The organism is Rhizobium sp. FKL33, from assembly GCF_005222915.1.
Classification (GTDB): domain Bacteria; phylum Pseudomonadota; class Alphaproteobacteria; order Rhizobiales; family Rhizobiaceae; genus Rhizobium_E.
Genome location: NZ_STFX01000018.1, coordinates 53258 through 67092 on the forward strand (window position 1 = coordinate 53258; position 13835 = coordinate 67092).

The following is a 13835-nucleotide window of genomic DNA, read 5'->3' on the forward strand; positions in this document are numbered from 1 at the left end:
GGTCACTCTCCGGAGGTCAGCGCTCGCCGCGCCGATAGGGTTGCATCAGCGCCTGGGGAACGCGCGCGCGCCGGGCCATGACCGCCAGCGCCGCGATCGACAGGATATAGGGGATCATCAGGAACAGCTGATAGGGCACCGCGCCGCCGAGCGTCGTCTGCAGCCTGAGCTGAAATCCGTCGAAAAAGGCAAATAGCAGTGCGCCCAACAGCGCCCGCTCGGGCCGCCAGGACGAAAACACCACGAGCGCGATGCAGATCCATCCACGTCCCTGCACCATGGTCGGGAAAAAGCTGTTGAAAGCCGACAGCGTCAGAAACGCCCCCGCCATGCCCATCAGGGCGCTGCCGGCGATGACGGCGCCATAACGCACCGCCATGGGATTGACGCCCTGCGCATCCGCCGCATGCGGATTTTCCCCCGTCATCCGGATCGCAAGCCCCAGCGGAGTTCGAAACAGCACATAGGCCAGCACGATTGCGAGAAGAATGGCCGCGTATGTGGGCGGCGTCTGGGAAAACAGCGCCGGTCCGATGAAGGGAATATCGCTCAGGCCGGGGATCGCAATCGGCTTGAAGGGCTCGATTGTCGGCGGCGTGCCGGCGACCGGCACCATGAGGCGGAACACGTAGTAACTGAAACTCGACGCAAACAGCGTGACGCCGAGACCGGAGACATGCTGCGACAGGCCAAGCGTCACGGTCAGGCCGGCATGCAGCAGGCCGAAGACGCCGCCGGCGATCCCCGCAATCAGGAAGCCTGTCCAGAGATCGGCGCCGTTATAGACCGCGAGCCAGCCGATCATCGCACCGAAGGTCATGATTCCCTCGATGCCCAGATTGAGCACCCCTGCCCGCTCGCACAGCAGTGCGCCGAGCGTACCGAGGATCAGGGGCGTCGCGATCCTGAGCACAGCGGCCCAGAGACCGGCGGAGGCGACGATGTCGAACAGCGCGCTCATCGGCGGATCCTGTATTGGGTGAAAAAGACGGCGATCAGCATGGTGAGCAGCGACAACGCCACGATCACATCGGCGATATAGCTGGGGATGCCGAGGCTGCGGCTCATGCCATCCGCGCCGACGAACATGGTGGCGGTGAACAGTCCCGCCAGCACGACGCCGAGCGGATTGAGATTGGCGAGCATGGCGACGACGATGCCGGAATAGCCGTAACCCGGCGACAGATCCGTGGTCACGTATCCTTTGACGCCCATCACCTCGATCGCGCCGGCAAGACCGGCGAGACCTCCCGACAGGCAGGCGACGATCACCAGCGTGCGCCCGAGCGGCACGCCGGCGAAGACCGCGCCTTGCGGATTGAGACCAGCCGCGCGCGACTGCATGCCGAACACCGTGCGCGACTGAACGAAATGCAGGACAAAGGCCAGCGCAATCGCGATGACCAGACCGAGATGCAATCGCGACCGCGACAAGAGCTTCGGTAGCATCGCCTCATCGGCGACCGATTGCGACTGCGGCCAGCCAAATGCCATGGGATCTTTCAGCACCGTGTCGATCAGCATCGAGACGAACAGGACCGCGACGAAATTCAAAAGCAGTGTTGTCACCACTTCATCGACCGAAAAGCGCAATCTCAGCCAGAGCGGCGCCAGCAGCAGGATCATGCCGGCGATTGCGCCGAAGACCAGCAACAGAGGTATCTGAACGGCAGGATGCAAGTCACCCAGAACATGCGAACTCATCCAGGCGACCGCGATGGCGCCGAGATAAAGCTGGCCTTCGCCGCCGATATTCCAGAGGCGGGCACGAAACGCTACGGCTGCGGCAAGCCCGGTCAGAATCAGCGGCGCCGCGCGGGTCAGGGTCTCCGTCGCGGACAGCCTGGAGCCATAGGCGCCCTTGAGGATCAGCCAATAGGCCTCCAGAACCGGCGCGCCGGCAATCGCGATCAGCACGCCGGCGATCGCCATGGCGGCGGCGATGGCGATCAGCGGCGTTGCCACGACCAGCGCCAGCGGCCTGTGTTCCCGGCGTTCAAACCGCATGCGCCACCTCACTCTCCCATTCGCCCGCCATCATCAGCCCGAGTTTTCGCGTCGATGCCTGTTCAGCGGAGATCGGCGGCGACAGCCTGCCGCCAACAATGGCCTGGATGCGATCGGCGAGCGCCATGACTTCATCGAGGTCTTCGGAAATCAACAGCACCGCCGCGCCCTGGCGGCGCGCCTCCAGAATACGCGCATGAACCGCGGCGACCGCGCCTTCGTCGAGCCCGCGCGCCGGCTGCGCGGCGATCAGGATCTTCGGTCGTTCGATGAGATTGCGGCCGAGAATGAGCTTCTGCATATTGCCGCCCGACAACAGCCGGATGCGGCTGGTTGGCGAGCCGCCACGCACGTCGAACTGGCCGATAATCTCCTGCGCAAAGGCGGCGCCCGCCTTGCGGTCGACCAGACCGTTTTTCGAGAATTTCGACAGGCGTTCCAGCACGGCGTTTTCCCAGATCGCCATTTCGCCGATCGCGCCGTCCTTGTTGCGATCTTCGGGGATGCGGCCAATACCCGCCGCGACCGCATCTGACACCGTCAGCCGTTCAACAGTCTGGCCGAACAGGAGAATGTCGCCTGACGTCCAGGGCAGCGTGCCCGACAGCATCTGCGCCAATTGTGCCTGACCATTGCCGGATACGCCGATGACGCCCAGCACCTCGCCCTCGCGCAGGCGGAATTCCACCGTCTTGAGCTTGTCGACGCCGCCCTGACGGATGGTGACGCCCGCCGCTTCGAGCACGATCTCACCGGGCGTCGAGGCCTCGCGGACCGGACGCGACACGCTGCGACCGACCATCAGTTCGGCGAGTTCGGATTTGCTGGTCTCCGCCGCCTTGCGTTCGGCAACCAGCCGTCCGCCGCGCAGCACGACGACGCGATCGGCTGTCGACATCACTTCGTCGAGCTTGTGCGAAATGAAGATCAGCGACAGGCCCTGGCGCGCCATGTCCTTGAGAATGGCGAACAGGCGTTCCGCCTCGATCTGGGTCAGAACCGCCGTCGGCTCGTCGAGCACGAGGATGCGGGCGTCGTTATAAAGCGCCTTGAGGATCTCGACGCGCTGCTGCTCGCCGACCGAGAGACCGCCCAACCGGGCGTCCGGATCGGTCTTCAGGCCGAAGCGCTCGGAAATCGCCATCAGCTTGGCCCGGCCCTCGGCGCGTTTCGAGCCGAGCGACCACAGGCTTTCGGTTCCGGTCATGACGTTTTCGAGCACGGTCAGATTGGGCGCGAGCGAAAAATGCTGATGCACCATGCCGATGCCGGCTCGGATGGCGTCGCGCGGCTTGCCCGGCGGCAGATCGCGCCCGTCGATAAGGATATGTCCGCTGTCGGGCGTATAATGGCCGAACAGGATGCTCATCAGCGTGGTCTTGCCGGCGCCGTTTTCGCCGAGCAGCGCGACGATCTCGCCCCGACCCAGCGACAGTGAAATATCGTCATTGGCGAGATTGTCGCCGAAGCGCTTGCTGACGCCGACAATGTCGAGAACGGAAGCGCTCATGCGGTCAATCCTGCGATCGGGAAAGGATGCGTCCAGCGCCCATCCTGCTCCAGACGCGCGGCGAGACGCAAGAGCATCTGATCGCCGCCCATCGGCGCCATCAATTGCACCGGCAGCGGCAATCCCCTGGCGTCGCTGCCGAAGGGCAGGGTCAGAGCCGGGAAGCCCGACGCGTTGGCCAGCGCCGCAAGCGGCGAAAACGCGGCCATGCGGTCGAAATGCAGATCCGTATCGGCGTGATCGCTGGGGAAAGAGCCGACCGGCAGCGGCGCGGACGACAGGATCGGCGTGAGCAGGCAATCGATCCCGTCGAACAGACGCCAGAGGTCACGGCTGACGATGACCATGGCGTTGAGGCTGCGCCACACCGCGCCGGCGCTCATTCCCAGGCCGCGCTCGATGACCGCCTGGGTCAGCCGCTCGGTCTTGGTCGCGTCGAGGTTGAACTGTGCGATCGTATCGGCGAGGTTGATGCAGACGATATCGACGAAGGCGCGCCTGCTGCTGGCCGCCGCCGCGTCAATCTCAGAAAACGAAATGGGGACGATGTGGTGGCCGTCCTGCTCCAGATAGCGAGCGGCGTCTTCGATCGCCTGGGCGCGGTCCGGATCGGTGGGAAACTCGTCTCCGGTGTCGGTCAGGAGCCCGATGCGCAGCGGCCCATCGCCGGGAGCAGCCAGCGCTACGGGTGGAAAAGGCCCCCTCGCCTCGCCAGATAACAGGCCGAGCATAGCGGCGCTGTCGCGCACCGAACGGCACACAGCGAGTTCGGTGGCCAGCCCGGCGAGGTGATTGCCGAAATGCGGCCCGGCCGGCATCAGGCCCCGGCTCGGCTTCAAGCCGACGAGACCGCAGCAGGCGGAGGGCACGCGGATCGATCCGCCCGCGTCGGTGGCGTGCGCGATGCTGACAATGCCCGACGCAACGGCAGATGCGGCTCCGCCGGAGGAGCCTCCGGCCGAAAGATCGGGCGACAGGGGATTACGGGCGATGGGACCGATGTCCGGCTCGCTGGCGAGCGACAGGCCGAATTCGGGGCTGGTAGTGAGGCCGAACAGGCAGAAGCCCGCGCTGCGGTACCGTTCCGCGAGATCGGAATCAACAAAGCCGCCACGCCGCGCCATGAGCCGCGATCCCGCCGCCATCGGAAAACCGGCGAAGGGGCCGCCAAGATCCTTGCCGAGCGTGGGAACGCCAGCGAAGGGCATGGCCGCACGCTCGGGTGAGGATAGCGGCAGCGCATCGATCGCCTGGGCGGTGGCAAGGCCTTTGCCATCGTCACGATAGGCGATGGAACCCAGATCGGCAGCCCTATCGGCTGCCGAGAGGGAAGCCCGCATCGCCTCGACAGATGCGAGGCGACCATTTGCGATCGCCTCCGCGAGGCTGGTGGCGTCTTCCTGCATGATCAAGGCTTACTTGGGCTCGTCCATGATCCGGGGAACTTCGAAGGCGCCGGACTTTATCTCGGCGCGCACCTTCTCCATCGCCGCCTCGGCGTCGGCGGGGGCCACGCCCTTGACGTAAACGATGTCGCTGCCGCCTTCCTTCATCAGGCCGTAAGCGGTGTAATCGCGGCCGGTCGGCTTGCCGGCGGCGACATCGGCGAGCGCGGCGTTGAGGATCGGGCGGAAATTCCACAGCGCATTGGCGAACACCGTATCAGGATAACGCGGCGTGTAATCGATCAGCGAACCGACCGACTTGATGCCGCGCTCCTTGGCGGCGTCGGCCGTGCCGATGCGTTCGCCGAACAGGATGTCGGCGCCGGCGTCGATCTGCGCCAGACCCGCTTCGCGCGCCTTGGGCGGATCGAAGAAGGTGCCGATGAAGGTGACGAGATGCTTGGCGTCCGGATTGACCGCCTTGACGCCCGCCGCAAAGGCGTTGATCAGCATGTTGACTTCCGGGATCGGCATGGCGCCGACCGAGCCGACCACATTCGACTTGGTCATCTTGCCGGCCAGCATGCCGGCGAGATAGGCGCCGTCAAAATTCCAGGTGCCGAACACGCCGAAATTATCGCCGGCTTCCTTGCCGCTCGACCCCATCACGAAGGCGGTCTCGGGATAGTCGGCCGCCACTTCACGAGCCTGCTTTTCGACCGGGAAGGTTTCGCCGATGATCAGCTTGGCGCCCTGTTCGGCATATTCGCGCATGGCGCGGGGATAATCCGTGCCGGATACGCCTTCCGAAAACACATATTCGATCGCGCCTTCCTTGGCGGCGTCCTGCAGCGCCTTATGCAGCACTGAGTTCCAGGCGTTTTCGACCGGCGAGCCGTGAATGCCGGCGACCTTGATCGGTTCGGCGGCGCGCACGGAGGGAATGAAGGAGGATGCGCCGAGCGCGAGGCCCGAGGCGAGCACGGAGCGACGCGACAGTTTGAATTGGCTAGACATTTTGTGGTTCCCCATTTTTTACCAATTGGTAGAAATTGTTAATGGCGGCCCAAAAATGTGTCAAGGCGATTAGCTGGCGATTTTTTAGTCAGCCATACTGTCTCAGTTCAAGCCGATCAACAGGCGGTGCGTCAGGGACGGCCGTTCATATCCGAGAGAAGACGCAGCCCCTCATCCCGCACGATGTCGGAAATCTGCTGCAGTTGCGCCGCCAGCGGATTGCTTTTTCTCCAGACCATGCCGACCATACGCGACGGACTGGGATCGCCGAGTCGGGCGACGGACACCGCTGCCGAGCGGGTATCGATGGCGACGGCCATTTGCGGGATGAGCGTGATGCCGATGCCCGCGCCGACCATCTGCACCAGGGTTGAGAGTGAGCTGCCCTCCATCAGATCGCGCGGCGCAGGCGGGGCGATATCGCAGAAAGACAACGCCTGTTCCCGGAAGCAATGTCCTTCTTCCAGCAGAAGCAGACGCATTTCACGCAGCGCCTGCGGATTGGGAACAGGCTTTGCGGCATCCTCGAGTGACCTCACGAGCACGAATTCCTCCTCGAACAACGGCGTTTCGGCAAGCGACGGTTCGGATACCGGCAGGGCGACGATGGCGGCATCCAACTTTCCGTCGCCGAGATCGGCGATCAGGCGCTGGGTCACGGTTTCGCGGGGCCGAACGTCGAGATCCGGATAGCGCCCGGCAAGCGCCTTGATCAAAGCCGGCAGGAGATAGGGTGCAATCGTGGGAATCACCCCGAGGCGGAGCTCACGCATGAAGTCGCCATTCGCGCCCCGCGTGAGATTGGCTATTTCTTCGACCGAAGTGAGCACTTCGCGCGCCCGCGCGGCGACCGCCTCACCAAGCGCCGTCAGACGGATCTGCCGCGCGCCCCGCTCGACGAGCGGCGCGCCGAGGAGATCCTCGAACTCCTTGATCTGCACCGACAATGCCGGCTGGGTCACGGCGCAGTCGGCGGCGGCTCGCCCGAAATGTCCATGCCGCGCCAAAGCGTCGAAATATCTGAGATGCTTCATCGAAAGGTTCGCCATAATTTTTTCCTATCGGAACATTTAGAAAATGCAATTATATTTTATGTGTGGGATGTTCTAGAAGATGGTCACGGGTTGAGGACCCGCCAACAGAACGGGCGGCTGCGACACTCCCAGGCAGCAAGAAGGGAAGGAAAACGACATGAACGAACATCCGAAAATCGTCGGCAAATGTCCGGTCGCGCATGGCGGCCACACGTCGCACAAGGCGACCAACACCGACTGGTGGCCGAATGCGCTCAATCTCGACATCCTGCATCAGCACGACGTCAAGACCAATCCGCTTGGCAAGACTTTCAATTACCGCGAAGAGCTGAAGTCGCTCGATTTCGAAGCGATCAAGGCCGATGTCCGCGCGCTGGTGACCGACAGCCAGGATTGGTGGCCCGCCGACTGGGGCAGCTATGTCGGCATGTTCGCCCGCACCGCCTGGCACTCGGCCGGCTCCTACCGCGTGACCGACGGTCGCGGCGGCGGCGGCACCGGCAATCAGCGTTTTGCCCCGCTCAATTCCTGGCCGGATAACGTCAACACCGACAAGGGCCGCCGTCTGCTCTGGCCGATCAAGAAGAAGTACGGCAACAAGATCAGCTGGGCCGACCTCATCATGCTCGCCGGCACGATCGCCTACGAAGTCGCCGGCCTGAAAACCTACGGTTTCGCCTTCGGTCGCGAAGACATCTGGCATCCTGAAAAGGACACCTATTGGGGCGACGAGAAGGAATGGCTGGCGCCCAGCGACAATCGCTACGCCGACGTGACCAAGCCGGAAACGCTCGCCAACCCGCTTGCCGCCGTGCAGATGGGCCTCATCTACGTCAACCCGGAAGGCGTGAACGGCAAGTCCGATCCGCTGGCGACGGCGGCGATGATGCGCGAAACCTTTGCCCGCATGGGCATGGACGACGAAGAGACCGTGGCGCTGACTGCTGGCGGCCACACGGTCGGCAAGACCCATGGCAACGGGTCCGCGAACAATCTGAGCCCCGATCCTGAAATGGCCGATCCTGAATTCCAGGGTCTCGGCTGGTTCAACCTCAAGGGCCGCGGCATCGGCCGCGACACCGTGGTCAGCGGTCTCGAAGGCGCCTGGACTACACATCCGACCAAATGGGACAACGGTTTCTTCGAAATGCTGTTCAAGCATGACTGGGAATTGCGCAAGAGCCCGGCCGGCGCGATGCAGTGGGAGCCGATCAACATCGCGGATGAAGACAAGCCCGTCGATGTGGAAGATCCCTCGATCCGCCACAATCCGATGATGACCGACGCTGACATGGCGCTGAAGGTCGACCCGATCTATCGGGAGATCTCGCTGCGCTTCATGAACGACTTCGACGCGTTCTCCGACGCCTTCGCCCGCGCCTGGTTCAAGCTGACTCATCGCGACATGGGCCCGAAGACCCGCTATATCGGCCCGGATGTTCCGGCCGAGGATCTGATCTGGCAAGATCCGACCCCCGCTGGCAGCAGCGGTTACGACGTCGCCGCTGTCAAGGCGAAGATCGCCGCTTCCGGTCTTTCGGTTGCCGAGCTCGTCGCCACCGCCTGGGACAGCGCCCGCACCTATCGCGGCTCGGACATGCGCGGCGGCGCCAATGGCGCCCGTATTCGCCTGGCTCCGCAGAAGGACTGGGCCGGCAATGAGCCGGCGCGTCTCGCCAAGGTGCTTTCGGTTCTCGAACCGATCGCAGCCGAAACCGGCGCCAGCATCGCCGACGTCATCGTTCTCGCCGGCAATGTCGGCGTCGAACAGGCCGCCAAGGCTGCCGGTATTCCGCTGGAGCTTTCGTTCGCTCCGGGCCGCGGCGACGCCAGCCAGGAACAAGTGGATGTCGACTCGTTCAGCTATCTCGAACCGCTGGCCGACGGCTTCCGCAACTGGCAGAAGCAGGACTATGTCGTCAGCCCCGAGGAAATGCTGCTCGACCGCGCCCAATTGCTGGACCTCAGCGCCCCCGAAATGGTGGCGTTGATCGGCGGCATGCGCGCGATCGGCGCGAACTATGGCGGCGCCAAGCACGGCGTCTTCACGGATCGCGAAGGCGCGCTGACGACCGACTTCTTCGTCAACCTGACGGACATGGCCTATAGCTGGGTTCCGACCGGCGACAATCTCTATGAGATCCGCGACCGCAAGACCGGCGCGGTGAAGTGGACGGCGACGCGCGTCGATCTGGTGTTCGGTTCGAACTCCATCCTGCGCGCCTATGCCGAAGTCTACGCCCAGGACGACGCCAAGGAGAAGTTCGTGCACGACTTCGCCGCGGCCTGGACCAAGGTGATGAACGCCGATCGCTTCGATCTGGCGTAATTGCCGAAGCGTAGAGCTGATACAGAGACGGCCCCCTTTCCAATCCGGAAAGGGGGCCGTTTGCATAAAGCCGCTCGTTGGAATGCGCGACGTCGCCGCCTTACGGGAAGATCGCGACCGCGCGGCACCAGCCGGCCGAGCCGCCCTTGATCTTGACCGGCAGACACGAGACGGTGAAACTGCGGGCCGGCAATTCCTCAAGCCGGGTGAGTTTTTCCATATGCAGGAAGATCCCGTCGCGCCCGGCCTTGTGGCCTTCCCAGATCAGACCGGCATTGCCGGTGGCGGCGAAGCGTTCGGCGGTGATCCGGAACGGCGCGTCCCAGGACCAGGCGTCGGTGCCGGTGATGTGCACGCCTTGCGACAAGAGCCAGAGCGTCGCTTCGCGACCGATGCCGCAACCCCGTCCAATGAAGTCGGGCCGGCCATAGGCCGCGCCTGCCGATGTGTTGACGAGCACGATGTCGAAGGGTGCGAGCGGCGCGCCGGTCGCCTCGACAGCGGCGCGCACCTCGTCGGCGGTCGCGACGTGACCATCCGGCAGATGGCGAAGATCGAGCTTCACGCCTGGGCGGATGCACCAGTCAAGCGGGACTTCGTCGATCGTCCAGGCGCGCTCACCACCATTCATGGTCGAGGCGAAATGCCAGGGCGCGTCGAGATGGGTGCCGGCATGCGCGGTGAGCGTCAATTGCTCCACCGCCCAGCCTTCCGCGCCCGGCAGGTCCGCCTGGTTGAGGCCCGGAAAGAAGCGCATCACCTCTTCCGCCCCGGCCTGGTGATCGGAATAGACAATTTTCGGTCCGAGTCCGGGCGGGTCCGCAGGGGTCTCATTGTCGATGGCGACGGACAGATCGACGATTTTCATGGTCATGCTCCGGAAAGGGCCGCACGGGCCAGGGATTGAAGATCGGCGTCGCCGGCGAAACCGAGACCGCGCGCCAGCGAGGCGTCGATCTCAGGCATCGCGCCGAACAGACGGGTCAACCGCGCGTCATCGCCCCATCGAACGGACGCCGTTCGTCCCGCGGCGATCGCGATGGCGTCGGCCATTTCCGCCATCGTGGCGGAGAGCGCCGGAGGCAACACCACGGTCGGCGCACCGGCTTGCAGCGTCGAGGCATGCAGAAGCGTTTCGACCGCCGCAGCCCGGGACATCCACCAGCATCGTGCGCTGGCCGGAACGGGGCTCAGAAATTCCTCGCCGGCGCCGATCTTGTGAAACATTTGGCTCATAAAGGCGGAGCCATGTCCGCTTTCGGTCGGGGGCCGCGCGACGAGACCGGGGAAGCGAAGGCTGATCGCCGACAACTCGCCCCTGCGGTTGAGATCGCTGAGATACATCTCCGTCATCAGCTTGTGGGCGCCGTAAGACAGTCCGGGCGCCGTGGGCGTCGCCTCCGAGATCACATCCGTAACGGTGTCGCCATAGACAGCGATCGAGGAGGCAAAGACGAAGCGCGCGCCGGGTCGCTTTTCCGCCGCCTTCCATGCGAGATCGAGAGGCATGGTCAGATTGATCCTCCGGCCGCGCTCAGGCTCCGCCTCGGCCTGCCCGCCGGGCAGGCTGGCGAGATGGAAGACGATATCGAAGCCGGGTTCGGTCAGGGCGTCGAGAAAATCGGCCTGCGTCAGATCGCCGGCTATGAGATCCGCGCCCGCGATCCGCGTCGCCTCGCCGACCAACTGCCGGTCCGTGAAGGTCAAACGGCTCAGGCCCGGGACCGTATCGGCGAGCCGCCGGGCGAGACCGGAGCCGAGATAGCCATCCGCGCCGGTGACGAGTATGCGCATCAGGCTTTCACCACCCGTTGATCGATGACCCCGAACGGCGCCGATCCATCGGGAAGCCGCGCCTCCATCCGCACCAGGTCGTCCCAGGTGAGGAAGGGGGTGACGGATGCGCCCTGATCGAGGAGCTCGATGACCCGGATTTCCGAAATACAGGAGGAGCCGGCGCTGCGATCCGCATTCGACACCGTTCCGGAGCCGACGATGGAGCCAGCGGACAGTTTTCGCGTGCGGGCGCAATGGGCGATGATGTCCGCGAAGGAGAAATGCATCTCCGCACCGTTCGCCCGTCCCACTTCACGCCCATTGATCTCGACATGCAGCGGCAATTTCACCCGCGCGCCCTCCCAATAGGGAGCAATCTCGTCCGGCGTGATCGCGAGCGGCGCAAACGCTGTCGAGGGCTTGGCCTGCAGCCAGCCGAAGCCTGCCCGCATTTCTCGCGCGCCGAGCTTGCGCAGCGACCAGTCGTTGATCTGCACCAGCAATCTGACATGCGACGCGGCCTGTTCGGCGCTCACTCCCATGGGCACGTCGGACAGGATCACGCCGAACTCGCCCTCCATGTCGATAGACAGGCCGTCGTCCGGGAATTCAACATCGTCGACGGGACCGCGCAGATCATCGCTCGCGCCCTGATAGACAAGAGGAATGGTTTCGAAATCCGGATTTACCGGATTGTTGAAAGCCTTGTCCATCAACCGTCCATGATTGAGGAAGGCGGATGCGTCGAGCCATTGCGGCGCGCGTGGCAGGGGCGCCATGCAACGCTCGGGCTCAAACCGCGTGGCAAAGGCTTCTTCGCGGGCGTTCAAACGCTGGTAGAGCGCTTCAAGCCGCGCCGCCGCCGCGTCCCAATTTTCGATTGCTTCCAGCAAGGTGGACGCGATGCCGACTGCGGGAGCGGCCACGGAGAGATCTTTCGAGACCACCCACAGCTGACCATCGCGGCTGCCGTCTTTATAGGTCGCAAGCTTCATCTTTATCTCCAAACCACGCGCGATTCCCCTCAGCGAGAGGACAGCGCCTCTGCGATTTCCGGCTCGTAAACGCCGTCGATCAGCACGAACAACATCCGACACATCCGGCCGGAACGATTGGCCCAGGCGTGATTGGTGCCGCGCTGGATGACGACCGAACCCGGCTTGAGAAGTGTCTCGCCCTTATCGAGAACCAGCGTCATTTCGCCTTCGATCACCACGCCGTAATCGATGGATTGCGTCCGGTGCATCAGCGGATGCGGCGAGCCTTCCGTTACTGTCGAGGCTGCCTCGTCGCCGATCTCGGTAAAGGCCGCGCCCATCTTCGCCGCGCCATGCGCCAGAAATTCTTCCGTATCCGGCGGAATATCGACGAACCGGAAGCGAGTGCCGCTGGACGGCGGCGGCAGGACGAGCGGACCTGTGGTGGGATCCTCGCCGTTGCCGACAATGACGGGCGCGCCCGTGGTCGACCAGACCTCATGAAAGACGGTGCCGGGAATGGCCGCCAGTTCCACGACGGTCGGCAGCGGGCCGACCTGGGCTATGACGGAGCGACCTGCCTCGTCATGGCCTGTCACCACCCGGGTGATGGCGGGGAATTCAGTCATGCGGATCTCGCTTTGGTGAAGAAGACAATCGAAACTAGCGCGACGACCACGGCCGCCGCTCCAAGCGCGCCGAAACCGAGATTCTGCCCGAGAGCGCCGCCGACGATCGGACCGAGCGCTGCGCCGATCATCAGCATTGCCGGTGTGGCCGCAACGGCCCGGCCGGTCGGATCGAGACGGGCCAGCAGGCCGAAGGCGAAGGTGTGGGTGAAGATCTGGATCGCGACGAAGAAGGCCGCGACCGGCGCCCATAGAGTGAAGATGGTGGCGCTCGTGACGATCACGGCGAAGACAGCCTGCACGGCAGGGCCGATCTGGACAACCCGTTCAGCCGCGACCCGTTTCTGCAGCAAAGCGGCGAGCGGCGACGGAACCACGAAGTTGACGACGCCCAGGGCGATCAGGACGCCCAGGACACCCTCGGCGGGAAAACCGCGCAGCTTGCCGATGACTTCCACGAAGGAGAAGACCATCGCCTGATTGAAGGTCATGACGCTGATGCCGAAAACCGTAAACCAGACGGCGCGGCCGAGCGGCGCCGATGCATGCTCTTCTCCGCGTAACGGGTTCACGAAAAGAGCTGCGCATACGAGGCAAGCCACAGCCATCACAAGGCCGAACACCTGGAACAACACCGGACCGCCGAAGGCGATCAGCAATTGCGGCAGCGCGCCGAGAAGAATGATGCCGAGAAGACCGATCGCGATGCCAGCCAGAGCGAAGAGACGATGGGGATTGGCGGATTTTCCCATCGCGCCATGCACCATCGACAAGCCCGTTCCCACCGACAGCCCCGCCAGGAGATGAAGAGCCGCCAGTTCGACGAAACCGCTCTGGGTCGAGGCCGCGAAAAAGGAGAGCGCCGCCGCGCCATAACCAAATGTCGCGGCCAGCTTCTGATTGATCCGGTTGAGACGCGGCGCAACGAAGAGGCTCGCCGCCACCGCGCCCAAGAGAAAGAGGGTCACGATGCCGCCGGCCTGCTGCGGGCTGAAGCCGAACCTTTCGACCAGCGCGCCCACCCAGACCGGTAAAGCGATGAGATCGAGCATTCCGGCGCAATGCGCCACCACCAGCGCCGCAGTTCCGCCCACGCCGTATTTTTGTCCTGTCATTTTCGATCCTCCCGAACCGGTGCGGCGTCAGCCGCCCGGCCTCTCTCCCCGATTGT

General features: G+C 64.1%; 12 protein-coding genes. 1 reads left to right on the top strand and 11 read right to left on the bottom strand.

Going from position 1 to position 13835, the window contains the following annotated elements:
* Window positions 1-16 precede the first annotated feature (16 nt).
* The 6 genes from E8Q41_RS10810 to E8Q41_RS10835 form a co-directional block, all read right to left on the bottom strand.
* Complete coding sequence (locus E8Q41_RS10810; protein ID WP_137155551.1) at window positions 17-961, bottom strand: ABC transporter permease; 945 nt, start codon at window positions 959-961, stop codon at window positions 17-19.
* Window positions 958-2007, bottom strand: a complete 1050-nt coding sequence (locus E8Q41_RS10815) for an ABC transporter permease (protein ID WP_137155552.1) — start codon at window positions 2005-2007, stop codon at window positions 958-960. Before E8Q41_RS10815 ends, E8Q41_RS10810 begins: the two co-directional genes overlap by 4 nt.
* On the bottom strand, window positions 1997-3517 hold the full coding sequence (locus tag E8Q41_RS10820) for an ABC transporter ATP-binding protein (RefSeq protein WP_137155553.1): 1521 nt from the start codon (window positions 3515-3517) through the stop codon (window positions 1997-1999). Before E8Q41_RS10820 ends, E8Q41_RS10815 begins: the two co-directional genes overlap by 11 nt.
* Window positions 3514-4923 (bottom strand): amidase, encoded by a 1410-nt coding sequence (locus E8Q41_RS10825; RefSeq protein ID WP_137155554.1) that lies wholly within the window; start codon window positions 4921-4923, stop codon window positions 3514-3516. Before E8Q41_RS10825 ends, E8Q41_RS10820 begins: the two co-directional genes overlap by 4 nt.
* A gap of 9 nt (window positions 4924-4932) precedes the next feature.
* Entirely contained in the window at window positions 4933-5919 is a 987-nt protein-coding gene (locus E8Q41_RS10830) for a BMP family protein (RefSeq protein ID WP_137155555.1), read from the bottom strand.
* Window positions 5920-6050: 131 nt separating this feature from the next.
* Window positions 6051-6968, bottom strand: coding sequence for a hydrogen peroxide-inducible genes activator (locus E8Q41_RS10835; RefSeq protein ID WP_137155556.1), 918 nt, complete (start codon window positions 6966-6968; stop codon window positions 6051-6053).
* A 142-nt stretch (window positions 6969-7110) separates the two neighbouring features.
* Between E8Q41_RS10835 and katG the strand changes: the two genes are divergently transcribed.
* Window positions 7111-9282, top strand: coding sequence for a catalase/peroxidase HPI (gene katG, locus E8Q41_RS10840; protein ID WP_137155557.1), 2172 nt, complete (start codon window positions 7111-7113; stop codon window positions 9280-9282).
* Window positions 9283-9382: 100 nt separating this feature from the next.
* Here the strand turns inward: katG and E8Q41_RS10845 are convergent, their stop codons facing one another.
* The 5 genes from E8Q41_RS10845 to E8Q41_RS10865 are packed head-to-tail and all read right to left on the bottom strand — an operon-like array spanning window position 9383 to window position 13779.
* Window positions 9383-10156: a cyclase family protein gene (locus E8Q41_RS10845; protein ID WP_137155558.1), complete on the bottom strand. Its 774-nt coding sequence runs from the start codon at window positions 10154-10156 to the stop codon at window positions 9383-9385.
* Window positions 10153-11076, bottom strand: a complete 924-nt coding sequence (locus tag E8Q41_RS10850; RefSeq protein WP_137155559.1) for an NAD-dependent epimerase/dehydratase family protein — start codon at window positions 11074-11076, stop codon at window positions 10153-10155. Before E8Q41_RS10850 ends, E8Q41_RS10845 begins: the two co-directional genes overlap by 4 nt.
* Complete coding sequence (locus E8Q41_RS10855) at window positions 11076-12053, bottom strand: fumarylacetoacetate hydrolase family protein (RefSeq protein ID WP_137155560.1); 978 nt, start codon at window positions 12051-12053, stop codon at window positions 11076-11078. The genes E8Q41_RS10850 and E8Q41_RS10855 overlap by 1 nt, the downstream gene beginning before the upstream one ends.
* A 29-nt stretch (window positions 12054-12082) precedes the next feature.
* Window positions 12083-12664: a cupin domain-containing protein gene (locus E8Q41_RS10860; protein ID WP_137155561.1), complete on the bottom strand. Its 582-nt coding sequence runs from the start codon at window positions 12662-12664 to the stop codon at window positions 12083-12085.
* A complete protein-coding gene (locus tag E8Q41_RS10865) occupies window positions 12661-13779 on the bottom strand; it encodes an MFS transporter (RefSeq protein ID WP_137155562.1) in 1119 nt (372 codons plus the stop codon). Before E8Q41_RS10865 ends, E8Q41_RS10860 begins: the two co-directional genes overlap by 4 nt.
* Window positions 13780-13835 lie beyond the last annotated feature (56 nt).

Bases quoted from the DNA above. Each gene is read 5' to 3' on its own strand.
- E8Q41_RS10810 (WP_137155551.1), bottom strand. From the start codon at position 961: ATGAGCGCGCTGTTCGACATCGTCGCCTCCGCCGGTCTCTGGGCCGCT.
- E8Q41_RS10815 (WP_137155552.1), bottom strand. From the start codon at position 2,007: ATGCGGTTTGAACGCCGGGAACACAGGCCGCTGGCGCTGGTCGTGGCA.
- E8Q41_RS10820 (WP_137155553.1), bottom strand. From the start codon at position 3,517: ATGAGCGCTTCCGTTCTCGACATTGTCGGCGTCAGCAAGCGCTTCGGC.
- E8Q41_RS10825 (WP_137155554.1), bottom strand. From the start codon at position 4,923: ATGCAGGAAGACGCCACCAGCCTCGCGGAGGCGATCGCAAATGGTCGC.
- E8Q41_RS10830 (WP_137155555.1), bottom strand. From the start codon at position 5,919: ATGTCTAGCCAATTCAAACTGTCGCGTCGCTCCGTGCTCGCCTCGGGC.
- E8Q41_RS10835 (WP_137155556.1), bottom strand. From the start codon at position 6,968: ATGGCGAACCTTTCGATGAAGCATCTCAGATATTTCGACGCTTTGGCG.
- katG (WP_137155557.1), top strand. From the start codon at position 7,111: ATGAACGAACATCCGAAAATCGTCGGCAAATGTCCGGTCGCGCATGGC.
- E8Q41_RS10845 (WP_137155558.1), bottom strand. From the start codon at position 10,156: ATGACCATGAAAATCGTCGATCTGTCCGTCGCCATCGACAATGAGACC.
- E8Q41_RS10850 (WP_137155559.1), bottom strand. From the start codon at position 11,076: ATGCGCATACTCGTCACCGGCGCGGATGGCTATCTCGGCTCCGGTCTC.
- E8Q41_RS10855 (WP_137155560.1), bottom strand. From the start codon at position 12,053: ATGAAGCTTGCGACCTATAAAGACGGCAGCCGCGATGGTCAGCTGTGG.
- E8Q41_RS10860 (WP_137155561.1), bottom strand. From the start codon at position 12,664: ATGACTGAATTCCCCGCCATCACCCGGGTGGTGACAGGCCATGACGAG.
- E8Q41_RS10865 (WP_137155562.1), bottom strand. From the start codon at position 13,779: ATGACAGGACAAAAATACGGCGTGGGCGGAACTGCGGCGCTGGTGGTG.